Annotated in this window: 18 protein-coding genes; 6 read left to right on the forward strand and 12 right to left on the reverse strand. The window is 62.6% G+C overall.

From position 1 onward, the window contains the following. Positions 1-116 precede the first annotated feature (116 nt). The 4 genes from rlmM (at position 117) to AC07V9_RS22575 (ending at position 4554) form a co-directional block, all read left to right on the forward strand. Entirely contained in the window at positions 117-1184 is a 1068-nt protein-coding gene (gene rlmM / locus AC07V9_RS22560; protein WP_495017851.1) for a 23S rRNA (cytidine(2498)-2'-O)-methyltransferase RlmM, read from the forward strand. A gap of 160 nt (positions 1185-1344) precedes the next feature. Further along, positions 1345-1908 carry a helix-turn-helix domain-containing protein gene (locus tag AC07V9_RS22565; protein ID WP_495017852.1) on the forward strand — a complete coding sequence of 188 codons (564 nt, stop codon included), beginning with the start codon at positions 1345-1347 and terminating at the stop codon, positions 1906-1908. Between the two features lie 351 nt (positions 1909-2259). Further along, positions 2260-3681: an FAD/NAD(P)-binding protein gene (locus AC07V9_RS22570; RefSeq protein ID WP_495017853.1), complete on the forward strand. Its 1422-nt coding sequence runs from the start codon at positions 2260-2262 to the stop codon at positions 3679-3681. Between the two features lie 384 nt (positions 3682-4065). Beyond that, positions 4066-4554: a hypothetical protein gene (locus AC07V9_RS22575; protein ID WP_495017854.1), complete on the forward strand. Its 489-nt coding sequence runs from the start codon at positions 4066-4068 to the stop codon at positions 4552-4554. On the opposite strand, the gene soxR is transcribed toward AC07V9_RS22575, so the two are convergent. Further along, positions 4545-5006 carry a redox-sensitive transcriptional activator SoxR gene (soxR, locus tag AC07V9_RS22580; protein ID WP_495017855.1) on the reverse strand — a complete coding sequence of 154 codons (462 nt, stop codon included), beginning with the start codon at positions 5004-5006 and terminating at the stop codon, positions 4545-4547. The genes AC07V9_RS22575 and soxR overlap by 10 nt on opposite strands. A 177-nt stretch (positions 5007-5183) precedes the next feature. On the opposite strand from soxR, the gene AC07V9_RS22585 reads away from it, so the two are divergent. Then, positions 5184-5519, forward strand: coding sequence for an antibiotic biosynthesis monooxygenase (locus tag AC07V9_RS22585; RefSeq protein ID WP_495017856.1), 336 nt, complete (start codon positions 5184-5186; stop codon positions 5517-5519). Between the two features lie 15 nt (positions 5520-5534). Here AC07V9_RS22585 and AC07V9_RS22590 read toward each other — a convergent pair whose 3' ends face one another. After that, positions 5535-6638, reverse strand: coding sequence for a sigma-54 interaction domain-containing protein (locus tag AC07V9_RS22590; protein ID WP_495017877.1), 1104 nt, complete (start codon positions 6636-6638; stop codon positions 5535-5537). A gap of 215 nt (positions 6639-6853) precedes the next feature. Continuing rightward, positions 6854-7990, reverse strand: a complete 1137-nt coding sequence (gene ssuD / locus AC07V9_RS22595) for an FMNH2-dependent alkanesulfonate monooxygenase (RefSeq protein ID WP_495017857.1) — start codon at positions 7988-7990, stop codon at positions 6854-6856. Between the two features lie 297 nt (positions 7991-8287). Here ssuD and AC07V9_RS22600 point away from each other — a divergent pair, with 297 nt between their 5' ends. Beyond that, the gene (locus AC07V9_RS22600; protein WP_495017858.1) at positions 8288-9202 is read left to right on the forward strand and encodes a LysR substrate-binding domain-containing protein; all 915 of its coding nucleotides are present in this window, start codon (positions 8288-8290) and stop codon (positions 9200-9202) included. Between the two features lie 145 nt (positions 9203-9347). On the opposite strand, the gene leuD is transcribed toward AC07V9_RS22600, so the two are convergent. The 9 genes from leuD to AC07V9_RS22645 form a co-directional block, all read right to left on the reverse strand. Then, positions 9348-9956 carry a 3-isopropylmalate dehydratase small subunit gene (leuD, locus tag AC07V9_RS22605; RefSeq protein WP_495017859.1) on the reverse strand — a complete coding sequence of 203 codons (609 nt, stop codon included), beginning with the start codon at positions 9954-9956 and terminating at the stop codon, positions 9348-9350. Positions 9957-9958: 2 nt separating this feature from the next. After that, the gene (leuC, locus tag AC07V9_RS22610) at positions 9959-11380 is read right to left on the reverse strand and encodes a 3-isopropylmalate dehydratase large subunit (protein ID WP_495017860.1); all 1422 of its coding nucleotides are present in this window, start codon (positions 11378-11380) and stop codon (positions 9959-9961) included. Positions 11381-11740: 360 nt separating this feature from the next. Next, the gene (locus tag AC07V9_RS22615) at positions 11741-13345 is read right to left on the reverse strand and encodes an inorganic phosphate transporter (protein WP_495017861.1); all 1605 of its coding nucleotides are present in this window, start codon (positions 13343-13345) and stop codon (positions 11741-11743) included. A gap of 315 nt (positions 13346-13660) precedes the next feature. Beyond that, a complete protein-coding gene (locus AC07V9_RS22620) occupies positions 13661-14677 on the reverse strand; it encodes a transporter (protein ID WP_495017862.1) in 1017 nt (338 codons plus the stop codon). 204 nt (positions 14678-14881) lie between these two features. Next, positions 14882-15703 (reverse strand): aldo/keto reductase, encoded by an 822-nt coding sequence (locus AC07V9_RS22625; RefSeq protein WP_495017863.1) that lies wholly within the window; start codon positions 15701-15703, stop codon positions 14882-14884. 226 nt (positions 15704-15929) lie between these two features. Then, positions 15930-17369 carry an efflux transporter outer membrane subunit gene (locus AC07V9_RS22630; protein ID WP_495017864.1) on the reverse strand — a complete coding sequence of 480 codons (1440 nt, stop codon included), beginning with the start codon at positions 17367-17369 and terminating at the stop codon, positions 15930-15932. Beyond that, the gene (locus tag AC07V9_RS22635) at positions 17366-18283 is read right to left on the reverse strand and encodes an efflux RND transporter periplasmic adaptor subunit (RefSeq protein ID WP_495017865.1); all 918 of its coding nucleotides are present in this window, start codon (positions 18281-18283) and stop codon (positions 17366-17368) included. Before AC07V9_RS22635 ends, AC07V9_RS22630 begins: the two co-directional genes overlap by 4 nt. 1 nt (position 18284) lies before the next feature. Further along, on the reverse strand, positions 18285-18494 hold the full coding sequence (locus AC07V9_RS22640) for a DUF1656 domain-containing protein (RefSeq protein WP_274131970.1): 210 nt from the start codon (positions 18492-18494) through the stop codon (positions 18285-18287). Continuing rightward, on the reverse strand, positions 18491-20581 hold the full coding sequence (locus tag AC07V9_RS22645; protein ID WP_495017878.1) for an FUSC family protein: 2091 nt from the start codon (positions 20579-20581) through the stop codon (positions 18491-18493). Before AC07V9_RS22645 ends, AC07V9_RS22640 begins: the two co-directional genes overlap by 4 nt. Between the last annotated feature and the right edge of the window lie 5 nt (positions 20582-20586).

A 20586-nucleotide genomic window follows, 5' to 3' on the forward strand; every position in this document is an offset into this window, starting at 1 on the left:
GGCCTGCGCCAGTGGTTCCTGATTCCGCTATCATGCGCGGCTTTCGAGTCATTGAGGCTAATCCTCAAGTATAGGTTGCGTGGGAATTCTCACCGACGCGCCGTGGAGAACACCCCGTGAACACCCTTTTCATGCATTGCCGTCCCGGTTTCGAAAGCGAAGTCTGCTCGGAAATCAGTGAGCACGCCGCGCAGCTGGGCGTGTCCGGTTATGCCAAGGCCAAGGCGGATACGGCTTGCGCCGAGTTCGTCTGCACCGACCCGGACGGCGCCGAGCGCTTGATGACCGGCCTGCGTTTCGCCGATCTGATTTTCCCTCGGCAGTGGGCGCGGGGGGTGTTCGTCGCCTTGCCGGAAACCGACCGTATCAGCGTCATCCTTGAGCACATGGCCGGTTTTGCCACCTGCGGCAGCCTGTGGCTGGAAGTGGTCGACACCAATGATGGCAAGGAGCTTTCGACCTTCTGCCGCAAATTCGAAGGTCCACTGCGCAAGGCGCTGGAGAAGGCTGGCAAGCTGGTGGACAACGCCTGCCTGCCGCGTCTGCTGCTGACCTTCAAAAGCGGCCGGGAGGTCTTCCTCGGTGTGGCGGATGCCGACAACTCGGCAATGTGGCCCATGGGCATCCCGCGTCTGAAGTTTCCCCGTGAGGCGCCAAGCCGTTCGACCCTGAAGCTGGAAGAGGCCTGGCATCACTTCATCCCTCGCGATCAGTGGGACGAGCGGTTGTCCGGCGACATGACCGGTGTCGATCTGGGGGCCGCGCCGGGTGGCTGGACCTATCAGCTGGTCCGGCGCGGCATGCTGGTGACCGCTATCGATAACGGGCCGATGGCCGAAAGCCTGATGGATACCGGGCTGGTGCAGCACCTGATGGCCGACGGTTTTACCTACAAACCGCGTCAGACCGTGGACTGGATGGTGTGCGACATCGTCGAGAAACCTGCGCGAAATGCCGCCTTGCTCGAAACCTGGCTCGGTGAAGGGCTGTGCCGCGAGGCCGTGGTCAACCTCAAGTTGCCGATGAAGCAGCGTTACGCCGAAGTGCGGCGATTGCTGGAGCGCATCGAAGAAGGTTTCAAGGCGCGAGGGGTGAAGGTGTCCATCGGCTGCAAACAGCTGTACCACGACCGCGAAGAAGTGACCTGCCATTTGCGTCGGCTGGATATCAAGCGCAAGGGGTGATGGGGTCTGGATAGCCTGTAGGAGCGCGCTTGCCCGCGATAACGCTGAGGCAGTCCCAGATAGACGCTGTGTCTGGTGATGCCCCATCGCGGGCAAGCGCGCTCCTACGCGATCATAAACAAATGCTGTGTCGCTCAACGCCGCAGGAGTGAATATCAAAGTGCACAAGGACCCTTTACAACGCGCATCGGTGTTGCAGCACGTCAGCCTCAATGTGCGGCGGTTGCGCCACGGAGCGGATTTGAGTCAAACGGCGCTGGCCGAAAAGTCTGGCGTCAGTCGGCGCATGCTGGTGGCCATCGAGGCGGGGGAGAAGAATGTCAGCCTGGCGACTCTCGATCGTGTCGCCGAGGCGTTGGACGTGGCGTTCAGCGATCTGATTCAGGCGCCAGACGAGCCCGATGCCAGCCGCATCAACGAACTCGCCTGGGCCGGCACGCAGCCGGGCAGCAAGGCGGTGTTGCTGGCCAAGGCGTCGGCCCGTCATGGGGTGGAACTGTGGGAGTTTTCCCTGGCGCCGGGGGAGGCCTACCTGTCCGAGGCCGACCCTGAAGGCTGGAGCGAGCAGGTGTACGTGATCGAGGGGCATCTGAGCGTGTCTTTGCCGGATGAAACCCGGCAGGTCGCGGCGGGGGAATTCTTTATGTTCGCCAGCCACCGGCCCCATGCCTATCGCAATGAGGGTGAGGTCATGGTGCGGTTTGTAAGGAATGTGGTGTCGTGAGCCTCGCGGCTGCCTGTATCCCTGACCTGTGGGAGCGAATTCATTCGCGAGGTGCCGGTATACCTGACACCTCTCTGCCGGATGTTCCGACGTCTCGCGAATGAATTCGCTCCCACAGGGGACGTGCGGTATTGCCAATGTTTTTGGTCCATCCCCGGTCAGTGTTTTTCAGGCAACACCCCATCAACACTTTGCCCGCTATTCACCCAGCAAACCCGTCCAATCCCGGCATGTTCCGTGCCTTGCATCCTTCGTACCGGAACGGGCCGACCAACGTCCTGTTTGAATCCATTCGCACGCTCTCCATAATCAGGCGTGCGCGCCATCGTGGCGAAGACAAGGCGAAGAATAATGAGCTCAGAGAACAACCCAACTGACGCAGACGTCCTGATCGTCGGCGGCGGCCTCAGTGGCACCCTGCTGGCGGTGCAACTGCTGCGCCTGCCGGGACAGCGGCGCATCGTCATCATCGAGCCGCGCCCGGAGCTGGGACGCGGCGAGGCCTACAGCGCCACCGAACTGGGCCACACCCTCAACGGCAATGCCGCGCGCATGAGCGTCGACCCGGACGACCCGGACGATCTGACCCGCTGGCTGGGCGACTTCATCGCCGCCGGCGGCTGGCCGGAGTCAGATGAACAGCACGTGCCGGTGGCCGAGCTGTTCCCGCCTCGGGGGATTTTCGGGCTGTACGTTCAGCAGCGTCTGACCGAGGCCCAGGCCGTGGGCGCGCAACACGGTTCGACCGTCGAGCATGTGCACGGCGAGGCCGTCGACCTGCAAACCGAGCCTTCCGACGTTCTGATCACCCTGGCCGACAGCAGCAAACTCAGCGGCCGCTTCGGCGTGCTGGCCACGGGCATGTTCGCCGCCGCGCGCACCCCTCAGCGCGAGTCCAATGCCCTCAACGCTGCCGCTGTGGATCCATGGGACGTAGAGGCTATGCGTCACCTTGACCCTCAAGGCCGTGTGCTGATCATCGGCTCGGGCCTGACCATGGTCGATGCCGTGGTGTCCCTTGAGCAGGCTGGGCACCGCGGCCCCATCGACGTTTTTTCCCGCCATGGGCTGTTGCCTCACGTGCGCCGTCAACCGCCAGCTTGGCCGGATTTTCTCGCCGCCGACCCCAGCATCCGCAGCACCCGGCAGCTTCTACGCGCTTTACGTGAGCAATGCGCCCAGGCCATTGCCGAGGGTATCGACTGGCAAGCGCCGCTGGATACCGTTCGGGTGCATATCCCACGCCTGTGGAGTCAGGCGTCTGATCGCGAGCGTCGCCAATTCGTCCGTCATGTGCGGCCCTGGTGGGAGAGCCATCATCACCGCTCGCCGCCGCCCAGCGCCAGGTTGCTTGATCGACTGGTGCAGGAAGGCCGCTTGAACATTCACGCTGCCTCACTGCAAGACGTGCTGGAACGCGAGGCGGGGCAGGTGCGAATCCGCGTTCGCTATCGCGGCGAGGATCAGCCCACCGAGATCAGTGGCGAGGCCCTGATCAATTCTACTGGCATCCAGTACGACTGGCGTCGCGTGGACAAGGCCTTGCCTCGGCAACTGCTGGCTCGCGGGCTGATCCAGCCAGGCCCCCTGGCCCTTGGCATTGCCGCCGATGCCGGTGGCGCTGTAAGGGATACTGCCGGGGATGTGTCGGCGCGCCTGTTCGCCATGGGCCCGCCGCTGCGTGGCCAGTGGTGGGAAAGCACGGCGGTCACCGACGTTGCCTTGCAGGCCAAGGCCTTGGCGGCGCGATTGGTGAGGATTCATGAGATTTGAACGTAAGGCTTCTGCCCGGAGGGCGTAGCAGCGCCACCCCGGCAGCTCCTACAGGTTCGGTGGTGGTCGCCAGAATTCGGCTCACCCCAATCGCTGTAGAAGCAGTCGCAGGTTCGACGGCCGCGAAAGCGTCTTGCCTGACACACCGCATTCGCCACTGTCGCACAGCTCCAGTAGCTCCAGTTGGCTCCTACGCCCTCCGGGCAGAATCAGAAACGCAGATCCCGAACGCCTCCGAAGATTGTGTCGACCCCGACACAATTTCGCCTCCTGACCCTAAAGAGCTATCCGAACGGGCCGACAGCCAGAGATCGACCCGGTGAAACCGTGCGCGGTTTCACCGGTGCGTCACAGGATCAGCCAAGGCTATGGAGGCATTCATTCATGTTGAGCTTGAGTTTCAGAAACCCCGCCGATGCCGCAGCGCAGGTGCAACTGACTGCTGCCAAGACTCAGCAGGTGGTCGAGGACGCCAGTGAGCTGCCCACGGCCGCCGAGCAGATGCGCCAGAGCGTCGAGGTGTTGCTGTCGCCCGAAGCGCAGAAGACGGCGAAGACCGGCAAGAAGGACGCCGATATCGACGCGACCGACCTGCCGGATCGCATCAAGGATCAGCTGAAGATGATTCGCTCGATCCAGGAACGCATCGCCAAACGCATGAAAGACATGCAGGCGTTCATGAGCGACCGCTCGCTGTCGCCCAGGGCTCGCGAAGGCAAGATTCGTCAGTTGCAGCTGGAGATTTCGGCCATGACCAACTCGCTGATTCAGGCCACCAACCAGCTTAATCAGGCGATGCAGCAGATGCAGTTGTCACTGGAAGACCGGGCGCTGGCCGGCACACTTGTGAGCCCGCAGAACCTTCAATCCTGATCCAGCAGGCGTGGCCCGGCGCCGTTTTCGCCCAGGCTGTCGCCCCAGTTGCGCAACGGGCAGGCCTCCATGGACAGGCAGCCGCAGCCGATGCAGCCATTGAGTTGGTCGCGCAGGGCGGTGAGGCGGTTGATGCGTTCGTCCAGGTCGGTTTTCCAGCATTCGGACAGCCGGTTCCAGTCGTCCAGCGTAGGCGCGCGGTCCTGGGGCAGAGTGTCCAGCGCGGCTTGAATGGTCGCCAGCGGGATGCCCAGGCGCTGGGCGGTCTTGATCAAGGCGACCCGGCGCAGCACATCGCGGGGATAGCGACGTTGATTGCCGGCATTGCGCTGGCTGCTGATCAACCCTTTGGATTCGTAGAAGCGCAGCGCGGTGATGGCCACGCCGCTGCGTGCGGAGAGCTGGCCGACGGTCAGTTCCCGGGCCAGATGCAAGGAGTCAAGGATGGTCATGAAGTGCCTTCGAAACCGTAGTGATTGCCAAATGGTGCTTGACCTCTAGTTAAGTGGAGGTTTTACCCTTCGCAGCCTCGGTTCGCAACAGGCAATACGACGCAAGAAACGTAGTTCTTGGCGATCAAGGGATGCAGCATTCTGTTCAGCGACATCAGTCATCTGTGGAGAGCGTTCATGACGTCACAAGACTCAACCCTTCCTTTCAGTCAGTTTGTCGAGTTCACCATCGATCCGCGTCATGAGGTGGGCCTGATTGCCGCCCTCAACGAGCGCTTTGAAAGCTTTACCCGCACCTACCCAGGTTTTATCCGCGCCAGCGTGCACGTCAGCGAGGACCGCCAGCGCGTGCTCAGCCACGTGTTGTGGAAGTCAAAGTCCTATTGCGAGCGGGCCGTGGAAAATGCCGAGCAGGGGGAGGGGGATCTGTGGGGGCTGATTCGCGCGTACCAGACCAAGGCGATGACCTTCAACGCCTATGAGTTGGTGAGTGAAACCGTCGGGCCGCGCTGACATCGCGGCCCATTCTCAAACCGAAACCTGCACCATGCGGTCACCCTGCAATTGCTCGCCGGGACGTCGCTTGTTCACCGCCAGCTCGCCGATCTTGATCAGCCGCGCGCGGATGACGTTGCGACTCAGGCCCAGCAGTTGCGCAGTGTGTACCTGGTTGTAGTGGCTGAAGCGGTACGCAGCCCGCAGCAGGGCGTCTTCGACCTTCTCATGCAGCGCGCCGGCCTGTTCTTCGAACAGGTTCTGGAACGCTCGCGTCAGCAGTGCGTCGGTGGAATCGTCCACGACCGCAGATGACTCTTCCTGACGCTCCAGACGCAGGTTGGACAGGCGCAGATCGCTTGCCTGAATCACGCCGTTGCGGCAAATCAGCAGGGTGTGATGAATGACGTTTTCCAGCTCGCGAATGTTGCCCGGCCAGCTGTAGGTGCGCAGCTTGTGTTCGGCGTCGCTGCTGATCTGGATCGGTCCGCAGCCCAGACGCTGGCTGTAGACCTCGATGAAGTGGCGGGTCAGCGGCATGATGTCGCCCGGCCGCTCGCGCAGGGTGCTCAGCTCCAGATTGACCACGTTCAGGCGATAGAACAGGTCTTCACGAAAATGCCCGGCGTTGATCGCGCGTTCCAGCTGCACGTTGGTCGCCGCCAGCACACGCACGTTGATCGGCGTGCTTTTGCGCGAGCCCAGGCGCACGACTTCGCGCTCCTGCAGCACCCGCAGCAATTTGACCTGAATGGCCATCGGCAGATCGCCGATTTCGTCAAGGAACAGTGTGCCGCCGTTGGCCTCTTCGAACCAGCCGGCCTTGGCGGTGAGGGCGCCGGTGAACGCGCCTTTTTCGTGGCCGAACAGCTCGGCCTCGACCAGCGATTCAGAAAACGCGCCGCAGTTCACCGCCACGAACGGCTGGTGACGACGGGCGCTCAGATTGTGGATATGACGCGCCACCAACTCCTTGCCGGTGCCGGTTTCGCCGATGATCAGCACGCTGGCGTCACTGGGCGCGACCTGCTGCACATGGGCCAGCACGGCCTGGGACTTGGGGTCTTCGAACACCTGCGCCGTGGCACGGATCGAGGTCGCCAGGGCCGGTGAGGGCGGTAGGGTCAGTAGCTGCATGGGGATCACTTGTGGTTGAAACGGAACGCTGGCGGTCATGTGGGGGACTCCTTGTACGAATGCCGCCGGATACCCTGTAGGAGCTTGCGGAGGTTACGACGGTGCGGGCCGCGATCGGACGAAACGGTATGTCATCGACAGGTGAGTTGTCTGACACACCGCGATCGCTGCCGTCGTAACCTCCGACGTCTCCTACAGGTCATGCGGGGTACGGCTTACTTCTGCGGCGGCAAATCGTTGGCGATCATTTCGCCGAACGGGCCGGTCAGGTTGGTGATGCCGCGACCGGCCAGGCTGCGATACGGCTCAGGCAGCAGCGGGAACACCAGTTCGGCGAAGCGATAGGCCTCTTCCAGGTGCGGGTAGCCGGAGAAAATGAAGCTCTCGATGCCCAGGTCCGCGTATTCCTTGATGCGAGCTGCAACTTCTTGCGGGTTACCCACCAGTGCCGTGCCTGCGCCGCCGCGCACCAGGCCGACACCGGCCCACAGGTTTGGCGCGATTTCCAGGTTGTCGCGACGACCGTCATGCAGCGCGGCCATACGGCGCTGGCCTTCGGAATCAAAGCGCGAGAAGGACTTCTGTGCGGCGGCGATGGTTTCGTCGCTGATGTGTTCGATCAGGGTGTCGGCGGCTTTCCACGCCTCTTCGCTGGTCTCGCGCACGATCACGTGCAGACGAATGCCAAACTTCACGGTGCGGCCATTGCGGGCAGCGCGTTCGCGGATGTCCGCCAGTTTTTCGGCAACAGCGGCGGGCGGTTCGCCCCAGGTCAGGTACACGTCGACCTGCTCGGCAGCCAGCTCGTGAGCGGCCTGCGACGAACCCCCGAAGTACAGCGGCGGGTAAGGCTTCTGGATCGGCGGGTACAGGGCCTTGGCGTTCTGCACCTTGAGGTGTTTGCCTTCGAAATCGACAGCTTCGCCTTGCAACACTCGGCGCCAGATTTTCAGGAATTCGTCGGTGACTTCGTAGCGCTCGCTGTGGTCCAGGAAGCTGCCATCACCGCGGTTTTCGTCAGGGTCGCCACCGGTCACCACGTTGATCAGCAAGCGCCCGCCAGACAGGCGATCGAGCGTTGCGGCCATGCGCGCCGAAACGGTCGGCGAGATGATGCCAGGACGAATCGCCACCAGATAACGCAGGCGCTCGGTCAATGGCACCAGTGCCGAAGCGATCACCCAGGAGTCTTCGCAAGAGCGGCCGGTCGGGATCAGCACGCCGTGATAGCCCAGATCATCGGCGGCCTGCGCCACTTGCTTCAAATAGTTGAGCGTGACCGGGCGTGCGCCCTTGGTGGTGCCCAGAAAATGGCCGTCGCCGTGGGTCGGTAGAAACCAGAAAACATCCATGAGAAATCCTTCGAGCGGAATCGGTGGCTTTTGGAATAAGTCGGCTATTTATAGAGGCTGCGATTTATTCCGTAAAAGAACTGAATTCCATATTTTTAGAACCTAAAGAGATATGCCGATGTTTACGTCTTGAAACGATTGCGCTGCGAGGAATGTTATTGTTATGCGCGATCAGAACCGTAGGAGCGCGCCTGCCCGCGATGGCGTCGTGTCAGTCTCACCTTTGGCACGGACAATCACATCGCGGGCAAACGCGCTGCTACAGCTGTTGCCTTCGTCCTCACAAAAAGAAGCCGCATGACCTCAAAAAAAGAAGTGGCGCCACTGCCCGAAGACCTGCGGGTATTTCTCACCGTGATTCGCAAGGCCGGTTTTGCCGCCGCCGCCGATGAACTCGGGCTGTCACCCGCCTACGTCAGCAAGCGCATCCAGATCCTGGAATCGACCCTGGCCACCCGCCTGTTGCATCGCACCAGCCGCAAAGTCGCGTTGACCGAGGATGGCGAGCGCGTGCAGCGCTGGGCGGTGCGGATTCTCGAAGACTTTCAGCTGCTGCACGATGAGCTGTCCGACGCCCACTCCGCGCCCCGAGGCAAGTTGCACCTGTGCAGCTCGTTCGGATTCGGGCGCAATCATGTCGCCCCCGCGATCTCGAAACTGGCCGAGGCTTACCCCGATCTGGAGGTGCGTCTGGACCTGTTCGACCGCGTGGTCGATATCGTCAGCGAAGGGTTCGATCTGGAAATTCGCGTGGGCGACGACATCCCCGGCCAGCACATTGGGCGTCAGTTGGTGAGCAATCGTCGCGTGCTGTGCGCAGCGCCGGATTACCTTGTCCGACGCGGTACGCCTCAACAATTGATCGAGCTGGAGCAGCACGATTGCCTGGTACTCAAGGAGCGCGACAACGCCTTTGGCATCTGGCATGTCGAGCGCGACGGCATGCAGGAGAGCGTGCGCGTGAGCGGGCCGTTGTCGTCCAACAGCGGCGAGATCGTTCTGCAATGGGCGCTGGACGGGCGAGGGGTGCTGCAGCGTTCGCTGTGGGACGTCAAACCGTTTCTGGAGCAGGGCCGGCTGGTGCAGGTGCTGCCCGAGTACACCGAAAGCGCCAACGTCTGGGCGGTGTACCCGACGCGCCTGGCCAACTCAGGGAAATTGCGGGTGTGTGTGGAGTTCTTGCAGGCGCATTTTCAGGGGTTGTCGTTGTAGCGCGCTGATCATGATCTGCATGCTGAATCTGTGGGAGCGAATTCATTCGCAAGGGGCCGGTATGCCTGAAACACCTCTGTCGGATGTACCGCCGTCTTGCGATGAATTCGCTCCCACAGTAGGTAAGCGTTGGGTCAACAGGTTTTCACGAGAGCCACGGATTCTCCGCCAGGTGCTTGTGCTCGAACGCCAGAATCTGCTCGCGCTTTTGCAGCGTGCTGCCAATGGCATCCAGCCCCAGCAGCAGGGCGTTCTTTCTTAGCTCATCGATGTTGAAGGGCATCACGCGCCCGTCCTGCAGGCGAATCTCCTGGGCAGGTAAGTCGACCGCGATCTGCGCGCTGTCGGCCTGGCTGATCACACGACCCAGTGCCTGAACCTGCGCCTCGTCCAGCACGATGGTCAGTACGCCGTTGCGCTGGCAGTTGTCGTAGAAAATCCCTGCAAAGCTGCTGCCGATCAGCGCCTGAATACCCATTTGCTTGAGCCCCCAGACGGCGTGTTCGCGGCTCGATCCGCAGCCGAAGTTGGGCCCCGTCACGAGGAATTTCGCGCCCTGCCAGCCGGGCTGGTTGAGGACGAAATCCGGGTTCGGCGCGCCTGAAGGCAAGAAGCGCAGGTCGAAGAACACACCCCGATCCAGCCCCGCGCGGTCGATGCCCTTGAGGAACTGCTTGGGCATGATCACGTCGGTGTCGATGTTGGCGGCCAGCATGGGCGCGGCCTTGCCGGTGACTTGGTTGAACGGCTGCATCTTTAGAAACTCCCTTGCAGGCTGCGAACGTCGGCCAGATGACCGGTAATGGCAGCGGCGGCGACCATGGCAGGGCTCATCAGGTGGGTGCGCGCACCGGCGCCCTGACGGCCTTCGAAATTGCGATTGGTGCTGGAGGCGCAGCGGTCGCCGGGAGCGAGCACGTCGTCGTTCATCGCCAGGCACATCGAGCAGCCGGACTGACGCCATTCGAATCCCGCGTCGCGAAAGATCGACGCCAGCCCCTCGGCCTCGGCCTGATCGCGCACGGCAGTCGAGCCGGGGACGATCATCGCCCGCACGTGCTCGGCCACGTGTCTGCCGCGCACCACGTTGGCGGCTTCCCGCAGGTCTTCAATACGCGCGTTGGTGCAGGAGCCGATGAAGGCGTGGCTGATGACGATGTCGCTCAGCGGCATGCCCGCCTCCAGCCCCATGTAGGTGAGGGCGCGGCGCATGTCTTGGCGCAGGATCGGGTCGGCGATGGCCTCCGGGTCCGGGACGCTGCCATTGATCGCGGCGGCCTGATCGGGGCTGGTGCCCCAGGTGACCATGGGTTGCAGGTCGCTGGAATCGAGGTTGATTTCCTTGTCGAACACGGCATCCGGATCGCTGTAAAGCTGTTTCCATTTCGCGACGGCCTGTTCCCACAGTTCGCCTTTTGGCGCGCGGGGTTTGTCCTTGAGGTAGGCGAAGACCTTCTCGTCCGGGGCCATGAAGGCGCCTCGCGCACCCGCTTCGACGGCCATGTTGCAGATGGTCATGCGCGCTTCCACGCTCAAGGCGGCGATGGTCGAGCCGGTGAATTCGATGGCGTAGCCGGTGGCGCCTGACGCGCCGATCTTGCCGATCAGGGCCATGATCACGTCCTTGGAGGTCAGGCCGCTCGACAGCGCGCCATCGACCGTCACCCGCAGGGTTTTCAGGCGTTTGTAGACCAGCGTTTGCGAGGCCAGCAGGTGTTCGATTTCCGAGGTGCCGATGCCAAAGCCGAATGCCCCCAGCGCGCCGTAGGTGGTGGTGTGGCTGTCGCCCGCGGCGATGACCATGCCCGGCAGGATGAAGCCCTGTTCGGGGGCGATCACGTGTTCGATGCCCTGACGTTGGTCGAGCACGTCGAACAGTTCGATGCCGAATTTTTCGCAGTTGTCGGCCAGGTAGGACACCTGCAACGCGCCACCCGGATCGGCCATGGCAGCGACTCGCGCAGGCGCGGTGGGGTTGACGTGATCGACCACGGCAAGCGCGGTTTCAGGGCGCCACACCTTGCGCCCGGCCTCGCGCAGACCGCTGAAGGCCTGGGGGCTGGTGTATTCGTTGATCACCTGACGATCGATGTACAGCAGAACATGGCCCTGATCGTCGAGGGTGCACACCGTGTGCGAGTCGATGTACTTGTCGTAGAGGGTTCTTGTTGGTGTCATGTGAGGCTCACGGTTCAGGCTGGCTGTAGCGCCCATCTTAGGCAGGCGGGGAGGGGCATCAATGCCTGAAGGGTGAGGACTTGGGACATGGATCGTGTTTGATGGGGTCGTCTTATATTTGAGCCTGCTACGATTCGCAGGATCAATGCAGCACCTGTGGGAGCTTGCGCAGGTTACGACGCTGGCGAATGCGGTGTGTCAGGCAATACATCTTTCAGACCCGCTGCATCGCTGCCGTCGTAAACTCCGGCGTCTCCCACAGGGTTCGCGGTGCACCGAGACGTTGTGGATGTTGCTTTCAGCGCGCAAAAAAACAGGCGCCTGAGCGCCTGTGAAGGAGAGCACGTGAAGCGTTGCGAATCAGAACATCTGCGTGAACAGCCAATACAGGCCGCCCGACAACAGGATCGCCGCCGGCAGGGTCAGCACCCAGGCCATGGCCAGGTTGCGCAGGGTGCGCATCTGCAGGCCCGAGCCGTTGGCGACCATACTGCCCGCCACACCCGACGACAACACGTGGGTGGTCGACACCGGTAGCCCGTATATGTCCGCAGCACCGATAGTCAGCATGGCCACCACTTCAGCCGAGGCGCCTTGGGCGTAGGTCATGTGAGTCTTGCCGATCTTCTCGCCGACGGTGACCACGATGCGTTTCCAGCCGACCAAGGTCCCCAGGCCCAGCGCAATGGCCACGGAGATCTTCACCCACAGCGGGATGAAGCGCGTGGCGCTGTCGATTTGCTGTTTGAACTGCATGACCTTGCCTTGAGTGTCAGCGTCGAAGTTGCCGACTTTGTTCTTGTCCATGACGCGGATCGCCTCGGACGTCAGGTACATGTCGTTACGCACGTTGGCGGTGGCTTCGGCAGGCACCTTGGCCAGCGAGCCGTAGCTGGCGACCTGAATGCCAATCTTGCCGGCCATCACCGCCAGCGCAGGCACCAGCTCAGGGGTGGCCTGTTTGTCGCGGATGTACTCGGACAGCGTCTTGCGCGGATCGGCCGGAGCAGGCAGCGGCGCGGCTTTGCTGAGCGCCTGTTGGGTCACTTGCGCCACTGCTGCGAATTGCACCGACTGATCGGCGGGCATGGCGCGGTTCAGTGCATAGGCCATCGGCAGGGTGCCGACCAGGATCAGCATGATCAGGCCCATGCCTTTCTGACCGTCGTTGGAGCCGTGGGCGAACGACACGCCGGTGCAGGTCAGGATCAGCAGACCGCGAATCCACAGGGGCGGCGGGGTGTTGCCTTCCGGCGCCTTGTACAGCGAGCGGTTCTTCACGAACGCGCGCAGGGCCAGCAGCAACAGCGCCGCGCAGGTGAAACCCACCAGCGGCGACAGCAGCAGCGAGTAGCCGATCTTGGTGGCCTGCGACCAGTCCACGCCACTGGTGCCATCACGGCCATGCATCAGCGCGTTGGCCACACCCACGCCGATGATCGAACCGATCAGGGTGTGCGACGAAGAGGCTGGCAGGCCCAGCCACCAGGTGCCCAGGTTCCACAAAATCGCGGCGATGAGCAGGGCGAAGATCATGGCGTAACCGGCAGACGATCCCACTTGCAGGATCAGCTCGACAGGCAGCAGGGCGATGATGCCGAAGGCCACGGCACCGCTGGAAAACAGCACGCCGAGGAAGTTGAACATGCCCGACCAGACCACCGCGAAGTTCGGCGGCAGGGAGTGGGTGTAGATGACCGTCGCCACGGCGTTGGCGGTGTCGTGAAAGCCGTTGACGAACTCGAAGCCCAGGGCGATCAGCAGCGCAACCCCCAGCAACAGGAAAGGCACCCAGGTGGTGACCACGGTGCCCAAATCGTCCATGTCCGATTTCAGGCTATAGGCCGTGTACAGCAGACCCAGCGCCAGCACGGCAAAGAAGATCACCATCGTCAGAACACCGGGCTTGCGCCCGAATTGAGAACTCAGCCCGGCAGCGCCTTGGGCCAGTGAGGGGGTCGCCATGATTCACAATCCTGTTGAGATGGGATGGCGCCAATGATCATTACAAAATGTGACAGAGATGCGACGCAGGTCAGGGAAGCGACGGATTTGTTGCGCTAAGGGATGGATGGTGTTCGAAAAATCGAATAAACGCCGCTGTTGATTCTGCCCCGCAGGGCGTGGGAGCGCAGCTTGCTCGCGATCTGCCGCGAAGCGGCAGCGAAACCTGACGACTCAATATGCCTGATAAATCACGTGTGCCGGTTTTACGGTTGCTGCGCACCTGATCGCGGACAAGTCACGCTCGGCCTTCGGCCAGAAGCGGTTTAGCGGGTCTTAATAATCCCGGCTCTTGCGAAACGCCCAGCGCCCGGCAATAAAGGTGAACGACGCCACCAGCGCCACCAGAATCCAGAAACCATGGGGGTCGGCGGCAAGGGGAATGCCGCCTACGTTCATGCCGAAGAAACCCGCGACGATGTTGATCGGCAGCGCCAGAACGGTCACCACGGTGAGGGTGAACAGGGTGCGGCTGCTCTGTTCGTTGAGGTTGGCAGCGATTTCTTCCTGCAGCAGCTTGATGCGTTCGCCCAGCGCCGTCAGGTCGCTGATCACCAGTGCCGACTCCTCGGTGGACTGGCGCAGCTCCTGCAAATCCTCTTCCAGCAACCATTGCGGCGGGCGATGCAGCAGGCGCATCAGCGAGCCCGGTTCCAGCGCCAGCAGACGTTGCAGCCGCACCAGCACCCGGCGCATGGTGCCAAGCTCAGTGCGGTTGTTGCTCAGCCGTTGGGACAACAGCTGGTCTTCGATCTTGTCCACGCTGATGCTGGTCTTGCGCATGAATTGCGCGAGCACCTCACTTTGATCGCGCAGCAGATGCGCCAGCAGTTCGAGGGGGGAGCGGAAAATCTCGCCTTGTTTGACCGACGAACGCAGCTTGTCCACCGAGCGCAACGGCTGATGCCGCGCCGAGATCATCAGGTTACTGCGCACGCAGACCCACAACGTGGCGATGTCGGTGGACACCCGGTTGAAATCGAACACCACGTCGTTGACCACCGCCAGCAGCGCGGAGTCGACGTGCTCGATGCGGGTCGAACGCGAGCCCTCATGCAGGGCTTCAAGAAATTCGTCCGGCAGTTCGAGATTGGTTTTCAGCCAGCGCTCGCAACTGGCATGGGCCAGGTTCAGGTGCAGCCAGACGAATTCGGTGGGGTCGGCCGGGTTGCGCAGACACTGCAATGCCGTGAGTGAATCGACCTCACGTGCTGGCTCGCCTGGGCGAAAGCGGAATCCGTACAGCAGGCCGAAAATGTCAGAGTCCTGATGGCGGGCGATGCTTTGATTCATGAAGGCTCGCAGGCGAAAAGTGCCGGAGGGCACAGGATCGAAAGCGGCATCATGGCAAGGGTTTTTGACAGTTTTGTGACCGTTTGTATCAGCTGATTGCACGTTCATCTGTAGGAGCGCGCTTGCCCGCGATGGCGGCGTGTCAGCCCAACGTGTTTCATGGGTGCATCGCTATCGCGGGCGAGCGCGCTCCTACAAGGGCTGTCAAACCATCGCCAGGGGCCGCTTGCGAATCGGTGCGGGCCAGGAAGTGTCGATCAGCAATTCATCCTCGATGCTCAGTTCGATGCGCAGCGCGTCGGCGTTCAACGCTAGGTGGTGCGGATCGACGGCCTTGGGAATGGCGATCACCCCTTCCTGGCGCAGCACCCAGGCCAGGCTGATTTGCGCAGGGGTGGCGTCGTGGCGTTCCGCGACTTCGAGAATGGCCGGGTTCATCAGCAAGTTACCGGCCTGACCGATGGGGCAGTAGGCCATGAGCGGCATGTTGGCGGTTTCCATCCAGGGAAGGAGGTCGTATTCGATACCGCGCTCTTCGGGGTTGTAGAGCACCTGGTTAGTGGCGCAGCGTGGGTCGTTCAATTCCAGCAGGTCCGACACGTCGAAATTGGACACACCCCAGCGGCCGATCTTGCCGGCTTCACGCAGACGCTCAAAGGCTTCGATGGTCTCATCGAGGGGGTAGGAGCCCGGCCAGTGCAGCAGGTAGAGGTCGATGTGATCGGTCTTCAGCCGTTGCAGACTGCGCTCACATGCGGCAGGAATGCCTTTGCGGCTGGCGTTGTGGGGATAGACCTTGCTCACCAGCGTGACTTGATCGCGCTTGCCGGCGATGGCCTGACCGACCACCTCTTCAGCGCCCCCTTCGCCGTACATCTCGGCGGTGTCGATCAGGGTCAGACCCAGGTCGATACCCAACTGCAGCGCCTTCACCTCGGCCTGACGCTGATGGCGATCCTCGCCCATGTGCCAGGTGCCCTGCCCAATGACAGGGACGAGTTTGTCAGCCAGTAGTAGCGTACGCATGGGGTGCCTCCTGCCAGTGGGTGTCGTGAGAACTCAGGCAGTGCAGGCGGGCAGTGGTTCAATTTCATGTGGCCGGTGCAGGGGAGGGGCGGCAAACGCGATGTTTCGGTCGAAACCTCTGTGGGAGCGAATTCATTCGCGACGGGCCAGTACACCCGATAGAGAAATATCGTGTGTACCACCGCATCGCGAATGAATTCGCTCCCACAGGTTTCGCTCTGCGCCTTTATTTGGGTGCCTGTTCCGCCTGCTTGTTCTCCCAACCCCCACCCAGCGCCAGGAACAGATCGATCTGCCCCATGGCCACCTGGGTATTGGCCGCCGCCAGTTGCGCGGTCACGTCGGTGTAGGTGCGAGTGGCCTGCAGGTCCGCGAGGAATGACTCGCGGCCTGCCATGAAAAAGCGATGAGTCTGGTCGGCGGCCTGTTTGGCGGACGCTTCAGTGTCAGCCAGGGCATCACGGCGTTCCAGCAGGGCGGTGTACTGCGACAGGCTGGTCTGGGCTTCGCGCACGGCGTTGAGCACCACGCCGTCGAAATGCGCCAGGGCCGCCTGGTTCGAGGCTTCGGCCACGTGAATTCGCGCGCGGGCGCCGTTGGACGGGATGGTCCAGTTGATCACGCCGCCAAAGCCCCAGCGGTTGGTCGACGGATCGCCCAGTTCCTTGAGGATGCCTACGGTGCCGACGGTGGCGCCGATGCTGATGTCCGGATACAGCTCGCCGGTGGCCACGCCAATCGCCGCGCTGGACACCGCCAGACGACGCTCGGCCTGACGCACATCGGGGCGACGCTTAAGCAGAGCGGCGCCATCGCCCACCGGCATCACCTGGGCGATGTGCGGCAGCTCGGCGCAGTCGGCCACGCCTTTGGGCAGTTGATCCAGCGGCTTGGCCAGCAGCATCGACAAGCGATACATCCCGGCCCGTTGCGCGGCTTCATAACGCGGCAGTTCGGCGCGCAGGGATTTGAACTGGGTTTGCGAACGGGTCACTTGCGTCTCGTCACCACGGCCGGCATCGCGCAGGCGCTGGGTCAGGTCGACGCTCTGCTTTTGCAGATCGAGAGAGTGCAGGGCGATGTTGCGCTCTTCGTTGGCTGCGCAAATCTGCGTGTACGAACGCACGACATCCGCCACCAGGGTGATACGCGCGGTGTCGACCGCCGCCTGGGCCGCGTCAGTGCTGGCCTGCGCTGCTTCGATGCCCCGTTGCAGCACGCCGAACAGGTCGAATTGATACGAGGTGGTCAGGCCGACATCGGCGACGTTGGCGACCGGGACCTTTTCCGGCAGCAGAAACGCCTGACCGGCTTCCTGCAGGCGCTGCACCCCCGCCTTGGCGGTGTTGGTGAAACCACCGGCGGCGTCTGCTTCATCCGTCTGATAACGCGCCCGTTGCAGGTTAGCGGCAGCGACGCGCAGGTCGGTGCTGGACACCAGCGCCTGACGCACCAGCTCGTCGAGTTTCGGGTCGTGGTACAGGCGCCACCAGTCAGCTGGCACCGGCGCCGAGATCACATTCGACGACGATCCGGCAATCTCGTCCTGCAGGTCCACGCGGTTGACGGCGGCGTCCTTGGGCAGGCTGTAATTGGGGCCAACCACAGTGCACGCCGACAGAAGCATGCCTAAACCGACGGTCAGCAGGCGCGCGCTGTGTTTCATTGAGCGACTCCTTTATCCGTGGTTTTGGCGGCGTGCTGGTCAGCCTGTGCATTGTCGATTATCGATACCGTGGCGGTACGCCCGGCGATCATGCGGAAGTCCTGCGGCACTTCATCGAAGGCGATACGCACCGGGATACGCTGAGCCAGGCGTACCCAGCTGAATGCAGGGTTCACATTGGGCAGCAGGTTGTTGCCGCTGGTGCGGTCGCGGTCTTCGATACCGGCGACGATGCTGACCACGTGACCACGCAGACGGGCGTTGTCGCCGATCACGCGGATGTCCACAGCGGAGCCGATGCGAATGCCGTCCAGTTTGGTTTCTTCGAAATAGCCGTCGATGTGGTAAGAGGCGCTGTCCACCACCGACAAAACGGGGCGACCGGCGCTGACGAACTCGTGATCCCGCGGCGCGCGGTCGTTGAGGTAGCCGTCCACAGGGCTGCGGATTACCGAACGGTCCAGGTTCAACTGGGCCGCGTCCACCGCCACTTGCGCTTCGTTCAACGCCGACAGTGCGCGGGCTTCCTTGGACTGGCTTTCTTCCAGTTGCTCGCGGGCGACCAGGTTGCCCAGGCCACGGTTACGCTTGTTCTCGCGCTGGGCCTGTTCCCAGGTTTCCTTGCGTTCGGCCACGGTCGCCTGGGCCTGGCGCAGGGCCAGACGGAAGCGGTCCTGATCGATGGTGAACAGCACCTGGCCCTTGCTGATCGCCTGGTTGTCGGTGACCGAGACCTTTTCGATCAGGCCGGAGACGTCCGGGGCGATCTGGATCACGTCGGCACGGATGTGGCCGTCGCGGGTCCAGGGTGCGTACATGTAATACATCACCATGCGCCAGACCACGACGGCAGCGAGGATGATGACCAGCAGTGTCAGGACCACACGGCCCAAAGTCAGTAGAGGTTTTTTCATTTCAGCTCATCAAGTAGCGACTGAGGGTATCCACCACGCCGAGCAGCAGGGCGTACAGACCGACGTTGAACAAAGCCCGGTGCCAGACCAGGCGATAGAAGTGGACACGCGACAGCACGGCGTGGACCACCAGAAAGATCACATAGGCGATGCCCATCAGCACCAGAAAGGTAGGCAGGAAAATCCCGCTGATATCCAGATCACCGATCACAGTGGCGCTCCATCGATGCCGTACGGCGGTTGTTCTTCCTGCTCGGCGAGCACGTCGACGATTTCCACCCCCGGCAACAGCGCCAGGCGCAGGCCGCTCAGGGCATGCAGCAGGTGCAGGCGCGATTCGTCATCGCCCATCCAGTCAAAGGTCAGCGAGCGGCGCGCGCGGTCCATGGTCCTCAACAGACCCTTGGGCGCGGGCAAACGCTCGCGAGCCTTGAGGCAGGCACGAAAATACGTGCCGACTTCCGTGGCTACCTGCCGCAGCAACTGTCGCGGCACGGCCTGCACCCTTGGCATGTAGGCCAACAGGTCAAGCATGTTCAGCGCCACGCGCACCTCGCGCAGGGCGATGTTGCTGTCCTGGGCGGTGATGGCCAGACGCGGCAGGTGCTGCATCAGGCGGTCGAGCATGCGCACGCCCATCTGCCGGTGTTCGGCCAGGGTGGCTTCTTCACTGAGCGAGACGATGTCGTTCCAGCTGAAGCGGGTCAGGCGCTTGGCCGCCACTTCGGTGCCGAACGGTCGCACGATCAGGGTCCAGACAAAGGCGAACGCCAAGCCTGCGGGACCGGCAAGGTTGGAATTCACGAAGTTGAGAAAGTCGGCGTCGTAGGCGCTCTGGATACTGATGAACGATGAGGTGTTGACGATGGTCAGCAGCGTGCCCAGGTAGAACTTCGGCTGCACGGTCAGGGTGCCGACGCAGATGAACGGCACGGCGAAGGCCAGCACCAGCATCGGGAAGTCATGCAGGTTCGGCAGCACCACGAACAGATAGAGGCTGGCGAAGATCACCGACATGAAGGTCCAGAAGAAGAACCGGTAGATCTGCGGGGCCGGGTCATCCATCGCCGCGAAGAAGCTGCACGACACCGCCGCCAGGGCCACGGCACTGGCGCCGTCCTGCCAGCCCAGCAGAATCCACAGCACGGAGGCTACGATGATCGCGCTGACCGAGGTGGCCACCGAATACAGCATCATGCCCTTGTCGAGGAACGGCGACAGTCGGCCCAGACGCCAGTGACGATATACCGCGCGCCATGGGCGGTGATCGTCGGTTTCGATGGCGTGTTGCAGGCTGCGGCAGTCCTGCCACAGGTCGATCCACTCACGCAGGCGATACAGCGCGTTGGACAGCAGCAACTGGCGACGATCGTCGAGCTGTGCCGGGGTCGGTTGCAGGCGATCGAGCTCGGCGTGCAGCGCTTCCCAGTAGTTGACCGGTGCGCCTTCGGCGGTCTTGTCCACCCAGTCGCGGCATTCGATGATCAGCGGCGCGAGGTCGGCCACCAGTTCCGGGGTGCGACGCTCCAGGGCCCAGAGCGCGTCGTCGAGGGCGTCGATCACCGGCAGCAGATGGATCATCCGGCCGCGCAGTTCCCTGGCGTTGCGCACGGTCTGGCGATGGGCGCCTTCGTGGGGCAACTGGCCGATCATCAGTTCCAGCGTGTTGAAGGTGCCGACCATGGCGGTGCGCAAGGCTCCGACGCTTTCCGGCGTGGCGCTGCGGGCCAGGAACAGGTCGCTGTAGGTCGAGGCGTCCTTGAACCATTTGCCCATGGAATCAACCAGCACCGGCGCCAGCCGACGGGGCCAGAACATCGCGCCGATCACGGCGGCGCAGACGATGCCAAGGAGGATTTCTTCGGTCCGCGATACGGCGATGTCGAACACCGCCTGAGGGTTGTCGACCACCGGAAAGGAAATCAGCGGCATGGTGTAGCCCGCCAGCATCAGCGCGTAGCTGTTGGCGGTGCGCAGGTGCAGCGACAGGAAGAGCAGGGTGCCGGTCCACAGGGCGATGACCACTGCCAGCAGAAACGGCGTCTGCACGAACATCGGCACCACCAGCACCGACGCCGCAGCGCCAAGGAATGTCCCCGCCGCGCGGTACAGCGCCTTGGAACTGGTGGGTGCAACGAAGGGGCTGGAGACGATATACACCGTGGCCATTGCCCAGTAAGGGCGCGGCAGTTCGAAAATCAGCGCCAGATACAGGGCGAGCATGGACGCGGCGAAGGTGCGCACGCCGTAGAACCAGTCGCGAGAGGGCGGCACGCCCTGAAAGAAGCCTTTGAACATGTCTT

Source organism: Pseudomonas sp. GW821-FHT02A11 (assembly GCF_059421985.1).